At 61.3% G+C, this 13259-nt stretch carries 6 protein-coding genes and 1 pseudogene; 2 read left to right on the top strand and 5 right to left on the bottom strand.

Features of this window, described 5'->3' with window-relative positions; genetic code table 11:
• Positions 1-14: 14 nt before the first annotated feature.
• Genes ACQUQ1_RS17105 through ACQUQ1_RS17095 form a run of 3 tightly spaced genes read right to left on the bottom strand, consistent with a single transcriptional unit; the run spans position 15 to position 3782 of the window.
• Positions 15-1307 carry a nucleotide sugar dehydrogenase gene (locus ACQUQ1_RS17105; protein WP_435065515.1) on the bottom strand — a complete coding sequence of 431 codons (1293 nt, stop codon included), beginning with the start codon at positions 1305-1307 and terminating at the stop codon, positions 15-17.
• The gene (gene wecB / locus ACQUQ1_RS17100; RefSeq protein WP_435065514.1) at positions 1304-2404 is read right to left on the bottom strand and encodes a non-hydrolyzing UDP-N-acetylglucosamine 2-epimerase; all 1101 of its coding nucleotides are present in this window, start codon (positions 2402-2404) and stop codon (positions 1304-1306) included. Before wecB ends, ACQUQ1_RS17105 begins: the two co-directional genes overlap by 4 nt.
• Positions 2405-2408: 4 nt before the next feature.
• On the bottom strand, positions 2409-3782 hold the full coding sequence (locus ACQUQ1_RS17095; protein ID WP_435065513.1) for a glycosyltransferase family 2 protein: 1374 nt from the start codon (positions 3780-3782) through the stop codon (positions 2409-2411).
• Positions 3783-4560: 778 nt separating this feature from the next.
• On the opposite strand from ACQUQ1_RS17095, the gene ACQUQ1_RS17090 reads away from it, so the two are divergent.
• Both ACQUQ1_RS17090 and ACQUQ1_RS17085 read left to right on the top strand, forming a co-directional pair.
• The gene (locus ACQUQ1_RS17090; RefSeq protein ID WP_435065512.1) at positions 4561-5133 is read left to right on the top strand and encodes a metal-dependent hydrolase; all 573 of its coding nucleotides are present in this window, start codon (positions 4561-4563) and stop codon (positions 5131-5133) included.
• Between the two features lie 642 nt (positions 5134-5775).
• Positions 5776-10953: a right-handed parallel beta-helix repeat-containing protein gene (locus ACQUQ1_RS17085; RefSeq protein ID WP_435065511.1), complete on the top strand. Its 5178-nt coding sequence runs from the start codon at positions 5776-5778 to the stop codon at positions 10951-10953.
• On the opposite strand, the gene ACQUQ1_RS17080 is transcribed toward ACQUQ1_RS17085, so the two are convergent.
• Positions 10917-11921 carry a sensor histidine kinase gene (locus ACQUQ1_RS17080; protein WP_435065510.1) on the bottom strand — a complete coding sequence of 335 codons (1005 nt, stop codon included), beginning with the start codon at positions 11919-11921 and terminating at the stop codon, positions 10917-10919. The two genes, ACQUQ1_RS17085 and ACQUQ1_RS17080, sit on opposite strands and share 37 nt — an antisense overlap.
• Before the next feature lie 10 nt (positions 11922-11931).
• A pseudogene (locus tag ACQUQ1_RS17075) lies at positions 11932-13185 on the bottom strand (RNA-guided endonuclease InsQ/TnpB family protein).
• Between the last annotated feature and the right edge of the window lie 74 nt (positions 13186-13259).

Genomic DNA, 13259 nt, shown 5'->3' with positions numbered 1-13259 from the left:
CAAGTCGTCGTCATTCATATTTGAATCACATCGAGTCCGGCCTGTTTCCACGCATGCCGATCGACGATCGCCTTCGTATCCACAACGAGGTCGCCTGCCATCCGCTCTGCGAGGCGCTCAGCGTCTATTTCCGTGTATGCGTCGTGATCGGTGGTTATTACAACCGCATCGACAGCTTGGGTCGCATTATCGAGAGACTGGAGATCAAGCGTCTGATCCTCAACGTGGGGGTCGTTTAGCCTCACCGTGACGGTCGGATCGCCACCATCCGGCGACACCGACCTTGGGACCTCGGCTGCTGTGTCCTGTAACTGTCGGGCAATAGCCAACCCAGGACTATTGCGGACGTCGTCCACATTGCCCTTATATGCGACACCCAGTATGGCGACTTGTTTACCGGCGAGCCCATCAAGGTTTGATTCGACGAGCTCAATCACGTAGTCAGTCATACTATCGTTCACACTTCGAGCTGTTGAAATGAGGTCGAGCTCATCGGAGTTCTGGCCAAGAAACCACGGATCGATAGGCAAACAGTGGCCACCGACACCGGGCCCGGGCTGGTGAAGTTCTACTCTAGGGTGCTCATTGGCCAGTTGAATTGCTTCACGTGAGTCGATGTCATAGTCGTGGGCGACGCGGGCGAGTTCGTTTGCTAACGCGATATTTGTGTCCCGATATGTATTTTGAATGAGTTTGACGAATTCGGCCGTCGTTGCATCAGTCGTCGTGTGGATATCACCCTCAACAAAAGAGTCGTACAGCCTGACCGCAGCCTCCGTTGAGACGCCATTAACGCCGCCAATAATTCGATCGTTCTCACGGAGTTCAGTGATAATATTTCCGGGAAGTACCGTTTCCGGACAGTGAATCAGTGCGAAGTCCTCTCCAGCTTCAAGACCGGACTGTTCAAGCACAGGCTGAAGTGTCTGTACTGTTGTGCCCGGTGGGACTGTCGACTCCAAAAGGACCGAGTCGCCAGGACGTAAGTGCTGTTGGATAGTTTCACCAGCTGCCTCAATATAGCTCAGATCAGCTGTTTTTGTCTCGTGATCGAACGGCGTCGGGACCGCGATGATGTGGTATTTTGACGGCCGTACTTCATCGGTCACCCGGAGATTCTCTGAATTTAATGCTTCAGTGACAAATGCACGCAATCCAGGTTCGTCTACCGTGATGCGTCCTTCCTGCAGATCTTCGACGAGGTCCTCATCAACGTCATAACCAACCACGGAGTGCCCGTAGTTTGCCAACATTGCCGCGGTTGGCAGACCAACGTAGCCCAAACCATGAACACATACTGAGCTCATATGTGTGCTTGTGTTTCCTTACCGAGTATTTCAAGGATTTGTTCTGCTGCACTACCGTTTCCGAACGGATTTGCCCACTCGTGCTGTGTCGTCAGCATCTGTTCGGAACTAGCTGCGATCATATCAGACTCGGTACCCGCAAGTCGATTCGCGCCCACTTCCAGCGTTTCCGGCCGTTCTGTGTTATCTCGAAGTGTGACACAGGGCACTCCAAGAATACACGCTTCTTCTTGCACGCCACCAGAATCAGTCAATATCAATTCGGCGTTTGCTTCTAACTGGAGAAAGTCAAGATAATCCTGTGGATCGACGATACGAATCTCATCAGGGACTACGAGATCGAATTCATCGAGCCGGTCTTGGGCCCGCGGATGGATCGGATAGATCACCTCCAAATTGTGGGTTGCAGCGACCCGACGGACCCCCTTAAGAAGGTTCTCGAATCGTTCAGAATCATCAACATTCTCAGCGCGATGGGCAGTCAACAGGCCATACGGAGTGGTCTGTAACGCCAAGTCCTCAAGAATGGTACTCTTCTCGCGGGCAAGGTCTCGATGCTGCTTGACTGCATCGACGATCGTATTCCCAGTCACGTAGATCCGATCGTCGTCGATTCCTTCATCCCGGAGATACTCTTGAGAGTGCTCGGTCGGTGCGAACAAGTAGTCGCCGACATGGTCCGCCACTACACGATTGGTCTCTTCGGGCATATCGCGGTCGAAGCTTCGCAGCCCGGCTTCAATATGACCCACAGGAATGTCGAGTTTACATAGCGCGAGCGCGCCGGCCAAGACGCTGTTAGTATCCCCCTGAACGAGTACGACAGCGGGCTCATCCTCCAAAATTACCTCTTCAATCCCAGCTAACATTGCTGCAGTTTGCTGGCCGTGACGGCCCGATCCCACCTCGAGATTATAATCCGGCGTTGGAAGCTCAAGTTGGTCGAAGAACACTGCATCGAGCTCATCCGAATAATGTTGCCCGGTATGTAGAATCGAATACGGGATATCCCGGCGGTCACAACACCGGATCACCGGTGCTAGTTTGATAATTTCAGGGCGCGTACCAAGGACGAACGTGGTTTCGGGGTCCACCATTGTACTACTCATTAAGATGTGTGTTGAGTGAATGCAGGATGATCGCGGTAAAGCATGCGAAAATGCCGGCGAGCGTGAAGAACGTTGAAGAGACTGCCAGTCCCATGGGGAATATTCCTGTCTGGATATAGTTGTGGAACGTCCAGTAACCGAAGCCAAGTCCGATAAACGAACTGATGAATCCGGGGACACCGAGCGAGGTGACGGGTCGCTCATGCTCGATGGTCTGCAGTAGATTCATCACCAGTGTAATACCGTGGGAGACTGGATTCTGGCTGCTCGCGTTCTCTACCTCGTAATCAATCGTAGTACCGAACTCCTCGAGGTTGTAGTCCTGGTGGTGTGCGTGGTGGAGGATATCCGTGCTCGCACTCATGCCATTCCCGATAGTTTGGTCTTCGCTGAGGCTTTCGATGGCGCGGCGGTTATAGGTCCGGAAACCGCTTTGGGTATCGCGGACCCAGGATTTCGGGCGGATAACACCCATGGTGAGGTTGGTGAGCGTGTTGACGACCTCGATACCGAATCGCCGATAAATCGGAAGGTCTGTGTTAGACCCGTCGGCGAATCGGCTCCCAATGACGATATCGGCACTGTTCTCCTTTTGAATATTGACAGCCTGCGGAATATCGTCGGGGTCGTGTTGGCCGTCGCCGTCCAAGATAACTAGGTGATCAGCATTCCGTTCTGCTGCTTCCCGGAAAGCGGTGTTCAGAGCCCCGCCATAACCCTTGTTCTCGTCGTGTTCGATGACCGTCGCACCGGCAGCGTGTGCCTCGGCTGCGGTCTCGTCGGTACTCGCGTCATCAACCACGATCACGTGATCTGCATGTCGACGGGCGCCTCGAACGACGTCCGCAATCGTTTTGGCTTCGTTATATGCAGGAATCGCGACGAGTACCGTCGGTTCGAGCGTATTCTTTTCAGTAACCGCGTCGACGAGGAAGGACTCGCCATCGAAGGCTTCAACGCTGCGTTCGACCGCAATGGGGGTGGTGCTATCGGTCGGGACGATGATACCCGGGGCATTATTCGCGTCGGCGTACGTTGCGAGGTGGTCTCGAAGCTCTTCGCGCGTCGGATTGTCGACGGGCGGTTCGAAGACCGTCGCTCCGAGTGCTTGGGCAGTCCGTCGGATCACCGGATCTGCGTCGGGCGAGGTGACGAGGAACGTATCGGCGCCGTAATCCGACGTGCGACGTAGGTTTTCGATGACGCCGAGGTCAGTCCGCGCGATGAAACCGAACGCTGGCTGGTCGTCGTCCAGATCAACCTCCCCAGTGGAGGACTTCGTCTGGAGCTTGCCCCCATCGGTCTGCCGTTCGTGTTCGGTGTTTTGAACCATTGTGTCAACTTTCTTTGATCCGTCGTGATCCACGTTTAGTCGGCACCCAAGTCGGTGATATCTGGTGACGACCGAACCTGACCCTGGGACCAATACCCCTCGGGAAAGAAGTCGTTGCTCTCAATCGTCCGGGTCACAGGTGCGTTACAGCTGGTACGAACAAGTCGATCGACGTCCGTTCCGGTGGAGCCGGTGGCTGCGTCGGTCAATAAAAAATCCCACGCATGCTGTGGGTAACTCCTCATTACGAACTCCGTTAGTGACTACCTACTAAAATGTGTTCTTGTATTCAAATATATTCTACAAGTATCTATTTCGATATCTCGCTTGGTGTGGCGGTTGAATAGTGAAGCGTACACGTTCCGCAGTCAGTAGTTCTATCAGGCGAGCACCAGTAACGTGGCGGTCATCGACCTACAGAATAGTAGTCGGCGGAAGTCGAATTCGTTACTTGTGGCAATTCGCTCAAAAGATGAGAAAGAGATCTCGTCTTTCCGGGTCTGACAGGGCCTTTATCTCGTGAGTAGCCGGTCTCGATGACTGGCCTGTGGTCCGAAACTGGGATACCATACACAATACCGAACCGACCTTCCGATTTTTCCATCACTCCCCGATGACGGACGCCCCACACTCCACACAGACGTACTCGTCGTCGATCGTCTCCGTCGCCGGCGCGTGGCAGTCGATACACTTCACTCGCGAGCTCCGTGCCGGACGAGGGTATCGTCCCATTACCCTCATAAGATCACACTGAAATAATAAATCACTGGTCGATCCGAACACCCATCCGTCCCCGGGCGAACGACGAGGTATGTGGCCGTGGGGACACCTCGCCGTCGCGTACCTGTGTTTCCTTCTCGTGACGCGGTACACGAACCGAGTCCGGCAGTCCCCGATGGCGCTCGTCGCCCTTGCGACCGGAAGTCAATTCCCCGATCTCGTCGACAAGCCGCTCGCGTGGTCGGTCGCCGTGCTCCCCTCGGGGCGCTCGCTTGCGCACTCGCTCATTACCATCGTCCTCGTCCTCGCCATACTCGACCGAGTAGCGGCTCGCTACGACCGGCGTGCCCTCGTCGCCGCGTTCGGCATCGGATGGGTGTCACACGCGGTCTCCGATCTCGGACCGCGGGTCATCGTCGGCCTCCTACGTGGGGATGCGAGTCAACTTCGATGGACGACGTACCTACTATGGCCCATCCTCGACTCCCCTCCGTATCCGAACGACAGTTCGTTCCTGGCGCACTTCATGAACTTCCGTATCGGCCCGTACGTGAGCGCCCAGTTCGCGCTGTTCGCGCTCGCCATCATACTCTGGTTGTACACGGGTGCGCCGGGCGCACGCCGCGCGCATCACTGGATCGGGCGTGCGATGAAACGGACGTGATGACCACACTGACAGATCGGGCGAAATATCTGATGACGAATACGGCACGACCGCAATAACGGGCTTGTCCTAGTCAAGTACTCTGGGTATCCTCGATCCGGCTGCCGCACGACTTGCAGAAGTCGGACTGCCACGGGACCGTCCGAACCACGGGCTGCTCCGCGTCACAGCGGGGGCAGTATTCGGTGGGAGGATCCCCAGTCACATCAGTTCGGCAACTCGTCCGGATCATCAATAGTGTTTCCACGAAAGGGGAGCGCCAGTAACGGGCGACCCGAAGCCGAACCACGACGAGGCTGTTCGATACCGAAGAAATCGATGCCACCGCTGGACAGGCGGGCGCGGCCGGACTCGCGCGAACGTTCACAAGATCGTTAGTGCTCACCGGCTGGAATAACACGTTCACGGTGAACACGTTAACAGAATAATAACGCGTCCTAACGGCGACCTCGGCGAGGTCCGCAGGAACTCACGGGCGATCAGGGGCCAGACCTCGCCGTCGGAACCCGTCTGTCCACGGTCTCCTGATCGTGTTGCAGCTCGTGACTGTGTGTTCCAAAAATACTTTCAGGATACATAAGCCGTGTCTGCCTAATGGCCACACGTTCGGCGGTCGGTGTACTAGTCATAACGATACTGGTGGTGGCAGCACCGATAACGACGGTTGCAACGGCCGGGACGATCGGAGTCGAGAGACAGACGGAGTCGGTCGCGACGGACACCGGAGTCGACCGTTCGGTCGAACCGACCGGCGATGAGGGCTCGACAGCGAACGCGGCATACGTCGATATCGCCCCGAGTCAGCTCCCCGGGTCCGGGACGCCCGAGGATCCGTACATCATCACGAACGCCTCGGAGCTTCAAGCGATCGCGGACGACCGCGATGCGACGTACCGACTGGGAAGCGATATCGACGCCTCGGAAACTGCGACCTGGAACGGCGGGAAAGGGTTCGACCCGATCGGCCGGTACGACGCGTCGGTGAACCCCTCGGATGAGTTCACCGGCACGCTGGACGGGGCGAACCACACGATCTCGAATCTGTATATCAACCGAACGTCGGTCACGGGCGTCGGGCTGTTCGCAGTCACCAACCAGTCGGTGGTGAAGAACCTCCACCTAGCGGACGTGACCGTCACCGGCAGGAACAACGTCGGCGCAGTTAGCGGGAGCGCGTTCGGGGGGACAGTGGCGAACGTGACGGTCACAGGTACCGTCAGCGGCGACCGGTTCGTCGGCGGGGTCGTCGGCCAGAATCAGGGAACGATCCGGCACGTGTACAGCGAGGCGACCGTCACCGCCTCCGATTACGCGGCGGGGATCGCGGCCACCAATCTCTGGTCGAGCGGGCTGATCGACGGCGCCGTCGCCGTCGGTCGCGTGCAGTCGCCCGAAACCGCCGGCGGCGTGGTTGCGTCCCAGAACAACAAAGCGACGATCGGCGACGCCTACTGGGACGTGAACGCGACCGGGCAGCCGACCTCCGCGGGCTCCGCGGTCGGACTCACGACCGTGGAGATGACCGGCGAATCCGCGACCGAGACGATGTCCGGATTGGACTTCCAGGACAGTTGGCGGACACGTCCGGGCGACTATCCGCTGCTCGCGTTCTGGGCGGACGACACGCCGTCCGATGGCGAGGACGGCTCGGCACGGGTCGACGTCGACCCGGCGGACCTCCCGGGCTCGGGAACCGCCGATGACCCGTACGAGCTTTCGAACGCCTCCGAACTGCAGGCGATGGCTGACGCCCCCGGAGCCACCTACGAACTCACGGCCGACATCGACGCCTCGGCGACCGCATCGTGGAACAATGGGGCCGGGTTCGCGCCCGTCGGAAACGCGAGCACTCCGTTCACCGGGCAGCTGCTCGGGAACGGACACGCCGTTCACGGGTTGACGGTGAACCGTTCGTCGACGGACAACGTCGGGCTCTTCGGCTTCACCGACGGCGCGACCGTCACCGATCTCCGGCTCGTGAACGTCAGTATCCGCGGCGGGAGCAACACGGGAGCGATCGCCGGCTACAGTCGAGCAACGACGTTCACGAACGACACGAGTACCGGTACCGTCTCGGGTGGCCTCTCGACCGGCGGACTCGTCGGCTATCTCGAGGAGGGAAGCGTCGTCACCAACTCGACCGCGGAGGGCTCGGTCTCCGGGAGCTACGACGTCGGCGGTGTCGTCGGAAGCCTTCGAGAGAGCACCGTTCGGACCTCGTTCGCGACGAGCGAGGTGTCGGGTGAACAGTACCTCGGCGGACTCGTCGGAAACGCCGGGCTGAGCAGCCGCATCGAGCGCACCTACGCGCTCGGTACCGTCGAGGGTGACGGAAACCTCGGCGGCCTCGTCGGCTTCGTCGACGACAGCAACGTTTCGAACTCGTACGCGGCGGCAACCGTCAGGGGGAACTACTCGGTCGGCGGCCTGCTCGGCGCGAACAGGGGTGGCCTGGTGACCGACTCCTACTGGGACACCGACGCCAGCGGCGCGGCCGATTCCGCCGGCGGGACCGGACTCACGACCGCGGAAATGACCGGCGGGGCCGCTCGGAGTAACATGAGCGGGCTCGCGTTCGGCGACGTCTGGCAGGCCCGCCCGGGCGGCTACCCGACGCTCACGCCGGAAGGGACCGAGACACCGTCGCAGCCAGGGAACACGATCTCGCAGTGTCAGGTGATCAATGAGTCGGGGACCTACTACCTCGGGTCGAACATCACGACGGACTTCTCGGACCAGTGTATTCAGGTCGCCGCCAGCGACGTCGTGTTCGACGGCCAGGGGCACACCATCGACGGCGTCTCCGTCGACAACACGGACAAGGCCGTGTTCATCGGCGGGTACAACGTCGACGTCTCGAACGTGACGGTCCGGAACGTCCGGGCGACGAACACCGACTACGGGATCAGGGTCGTCCGCGCGTCGAACGTCACCGTCGAGGGGGTCACCACGTTCGGGACCGAGGACAACGGCGTCTATGTCCAGGGGTCCTCGGACGTGGAACTCACGGACGTCGCGGTCAGGGAAACGAGTAACGGATTCTCCATCCTCTCGAGTTCGGACGTGACCGTCCGTGCAGCGACGGTCGCGCTCGTCGACACGGGCGTGAAGGGATACGGCGACACGGAGTCCCTGCGCGTCGTCGACTCGAAGATCGTGCGAGTGACGACGGGCATCAGCCTCTCGCCGTATGCGTACGGGAACGCCCCAAGCGGGACGACCATCGAGGACACGGTCATCCGCGATGTCGAGGTCGGTCTATCGCTCGACTCGCGTGGAGATACGACACCGGCGAACGATACGGTCGTTCGGACCTCGGAAATCACGAACGTCGGCGAGTGGACGGTGTACACGGAAAACGACGGTCGTGTCTCGCTTGACAGCGTCCTCGTATTTAGCGAGCCGATCGTGGTTTTCAATGAAACGGATGTGCAGCGGACGGACAGTGACATTCCCCCGACACGAGTTCTTACGGGAACGACTCAGTCCGTGGCATTCCGGGTGTGGAATCCCGAGGGGGTAGCTGACCCGCCGTTGCCCGGGCCGTTCACACCGATCGTCGAAACGAACAACACGACTGGTCCGGGGACGCTCGCGCTCACCGTCGGTGATCTCTCCGAGAACACGACCATCGCGAACGAGTCGCTCCGACTGTACTCCCTCGAACCCGACTCGTGGGAGCCGTATCCCGGTGACGTGACCCGAGACGGCCGCACGCTCAACGCGACGGTCACGAACGAGACGACCGTCGCCGTGCTCGCCGAATCCGTCGATGGCGGCGATGGCGGAGGCGGGGGCGGTGCTCCCTCGGACGCCCTGATCGCGCCGTTCGCCGAGACAACTGCGCTGAACGACAGCCAGACGGCCGGGCTGCCAGCCGGCGTGATCCGCGCCGAGGAGCCGTACGCGGGGAACGTCTCGGTAGAGTTGCTGCGGGCGTCGGCGACGAACTACTCGCTGGCGATCACGGCGCCCGACAGCGCCGAGAACGTGACCTTCTACATCCAGGAACAGGCGGTCACGGCCTCACAGAACGTGACGGACCTTGTGATGTATCTCGACGGGGAGCGCCAGCGGTTCGTCGTCAACGAATCGGCGGGCCCGGGCAACAGCCCGTGGATCGCGTTCAACGTCCCGCACTTCTCCACGCGGACGGTCACGTTCACCGGAGAATCGGAGCCGCTGGTCGTCGACGACGACGGCACCGCGAACTACACGAGCATCCAGAACGCCGTCGACAACGCCAGCGCGGGCGATACGGTTCGGGTGGAGCCGGGCACGTACACCGAGCAGGTGGTTGTCGACAAGAACATCACGCTCGTCGCACCAGACGGGGCGACGATCGACGGACCCGAATCCGACACCTTCGGGACGGCCGGCATCCAGATCGCGCCTGACAGCGTCGCCGGGCCGGTCTCGCCCGAGATCCGTGGGTTCACGATCGACGGGTTCGACACCGGCGTGTTCGCCGGCGGCTCCGGCGACGGCGACCTCGTCGGCGACTACGGCGACGTGGCGAGCGGCGACTGGGTGCTCCGGAACGTCACGGTCACCGACTCCGGCGCCGAAGGGATCGCCGTCGGCGACGCCGTCGGCGACTGGCGCATCGCCGACAGCGAGGTCCACAACACCACCTACGAGGGGATCAACGCCGACGGCGCGACCGGCACGTGGGTCATCGAGGACTCCGTCGTCGCCGACACCGGACGCGACGGCATCCGGACCGTCAACGCGAACGGGCCGTGGACGGTCCGGAACGTCACCGTCCGGAGCGCCTCCGGCGAGGGGATCGATGCCGGGTTCACCACCTCCGACTGGGTCGTCCGTGACGTGACGCTCGCGAACAACGATGTCGGGATCAGCGCGGCCGCGACCAGCGGCAACTGGACCGTTACGGACAGCCGGATCCGGAACAACACCGGCGACGGGATCAGCCTCTCGCTGGGCGACGAGGGTGTCGACCCCGTCTCCGGCAACTGGACCGTGAGCGAGAGCGTCATCGCAAACAACGGCGCCGCGGGGCTCGACGCCCGGAACGTCGCCTCGGCCGGCAACGCCACCCGGAACTGGTGGGGCGCCTCGGACGGCCCGAGCGGGGCATTCGGCGGCTCCGGCGACGAAGTCGTCGGCGACGCCGCCAACGTCACCGTGCGACCGTACTACGTCGACGCGGAACTGACCACGCTCTCGTCCGCGTCGACGGCGGCCACGGTGCGCGTCGCGTCCGGAAGCGCCGCTGTCGACGGGGCCGTGACGGTCCCGGTCGTGCTCTCGAACGCCTCGGCGGGACTCAGCGGGTACAACATCACCGTGACGGTGGCCAACGGGTCCGTGGCGACGATCGTGAACGCCTCCGTCGACGGGGACTTCGCCCTCAACGACACCGCCGTCGCGGCCGACGGCACCGAGGCCACGCTGACGGCTGCCGACCTCGACGAACGGGTTCAGTCGGGCGCGACCGACGTCACGCTCGCGACGGTAACGCTCCGGGGGACGGCACCGGGAACGACGACCGTCTCGGTGACGGTGAACCAGATCGACGACGACGAGGGTACCAGCGTCCCGACCACCGTCGAGACCGGCGCGGTCACGGTCCGGGAACTCCCGGCGGTCGGGACCAACCCCGCACCGACGGACCCGGACGGCGACGGGCGATTCGAGGACCTCAACGGCAACGGCCGCGTCGACTTCGACGACGTCGTCGTGCTGTTCAGGAACCTCGCGAACCCCGCGGTGACGGACAACGTCGACGCCTACGACTTCAACGATAACGGCCGGATCGACTACAACGACATCGTCACGCTGTTCGGCGAACTCTGAGCGTCGGTCCTCCTCCTGTATCGGGGGGACTCCCCGGTGTATCTCTCTCCGTGGTACACGACGGGCAATATCACGAACGCCGCCCCCCGACGGTAGGCGTGGGAGTAGGGCAAGAACGACTCGGTACGTGTCGACCACGGCGTCCAGGTGGCAGATCTAGCTGTCAGCAGATGGACAGTGACACCGGTGAATTCGAATCGCGTGCCACCGGCCTCGCTCTCGGTCACGGAGATATCCCACCCGTGTGCGTCGGCGATCTCGTGGACGATGTGGAGGCCGAATCCGGTCCCATCGTCCGTGGTCGAGTATCCGGTCTCGAACACCTCCTCACGCTCCTCCGCCGGGATCCCGGGCCCGTCATCGGCAACGTACAGCCCCTCAGACAAGTCACCGACGGTCACAGTCACGTCCGTACCGCCGTGTTCGACGGCATTGCGCAACAGATTTTCGAGCAACTGCCGGAGCCGGCGTTGGTCCGCGTGGATCGCCTGTTCGCTCTCGACGACGAGCGTTGCGTCGGCTGTCTCGATGTTTCGCCAGCACTCCCGCGTCGAGTTCGCGAGATCGACGGCATCGACGTCATCTACACGACTCCCCTCCCGGGCGACCGTGAGTAGGTCGTCGATCAGCGTGATACACCGGTCGATTGCGTTCGATGCGGCATCGAGATGCTCGCTGTCACACTCATCCCGGGCCAGTTCCACCCGGCCCTCCGCGACGTTCAGCGGGTTGCGCAGGTCGTGGGAGACGACCCTGGCAAACTCGTCCAGACGCTCGTTCTGGTGCTGGAGTCGTTGCTCACGCGCTCTGTGGTCTGTGACGTCTCTGATGATGCCGGCGGTGCCCTTCCGTTCAGATCTCTCTCGCTCGTCGAACAGTTTGCCTCGGATCTCGCAGGGGATTCGTTCGCCGGTCGCCGTTTTCAGTTCGGTTTCGAGCGTCCCCAACTGCCTGTTGCCAGCCGTCAACTACCCCACCCTAAGCGCCTTCGGCGCTTTGAGGGTGGGGCTTGTCCATGAACTCGGCCTCGAACCCATCCGGGTAGGCGGTGAATCCGCCACTCGGCGTCACCGTTCCAGACTTGAGGGCAAGCTGACTGTTGCCCGTCCGCCGAGACGACTGTTGGCCCCGACGGACGTACCGCATCCCGATGTTCTTCGCCGCGTTGTAGTCCGCGTTCGCTTCCGACTCGCACTTCTGACACCGGAAATCGGTGCGAGTCGGTCGGTTCTCGTCTGCCGTGAAGCCACACTCGGCACACCGCTGTGACGTGTACGCCGACCCGACTTGCTTCACTGAGACGCCGACCGCTTCGGCTTTGTATTCTACCTGCTCGTACAGGGTTCGGAACGCCCACTTATGCCCCCACGACGCCCCGGTTCGGTCGCGGATGTGGGTTAGGTCCTCAAACGCAATCACGTCGCACTCGTACCGGAGTGCTTCGTCTACGATGGCGTTCGACGCCCGGTGGAGTACGTCACGGACGTAACGAAGTTCCCGACCACTTGATTGTTCGAGCGTCCGGTGGGCACTTCGCGTGCCGGTCTGTTGGAGCCCTGTACGGACGTTCTCGAACTCGCGGAGGTCGTGGGTTAGCTCCCGCCCGCTGAAGAAGGAGGCGGTGCTGGTGACGGCGAGGTGTTCGATACCGAGGTCGACCCCGAGGACCGTTCCGTCCTCGGCGGTGTTTCGCTCGGTGTCGGTCTTGGGTCGGCGGAAGCCAATGTGCAAGAAGTAGTCGCCGTCACGGGCGGTGAGTGTGCTTTCCGTGACGCTCCACGTGTCCGAGTCGAGGTACTGCCGTTGGTAGCCATCGTCGGCGTCGGGGAGGGCAAGCGGACACCGGACGCGACTCTCCGTCGTGGAGAGCGACACCGTATCGTCATCGAACAGCGTCATGGTTCGAGTGTCGTACAGTACCGTCGGAGCGGTGAAGGTTGGTTTGCTGACCTGCTTGCCGTTCGAGCGGCGTTCGAGACAGCCGGTGATGGCTTATGCGGCTTGGTGGGTGGCGAGAATCGCGTGCTGACTCCCGAGGTCGGTTTCCTCGCGCACGGTGTCGTAGGCGAGGGGTTGTACGTCGCTCTTGGCGTTACACTTCCCCCACGCCATATCCGTGGCGAGTTGGCAACCACGCTTCCACTCGGAGATAGTATCTTCGAGGAGGTTGCGTTGCTCGTCCGTAACTTCAAGACGAGTGATTGCCGTCCGACGCACGTAGTCGTCTGCCACAGTTTCAATGTAGGCGTGTGATTATTTATAGGGTAGTGTTGTCCCTATGCGAACGCGCTCCTCCCTTCCCTACT

This window comes from Halobaculum sp. EA56 (genome assembly GCF_051195075.1).
Classification (GTDB): Archaea; Halobacteriota; Halobacteria; order Halobacteriales; family Haloferacaceae; genus Halobaculum.
The sequence above is the reverse complement of the archived record's forward strand: the minus strand, read 5'-3'. Positions and strand labels throughout refer to the sequence as shown.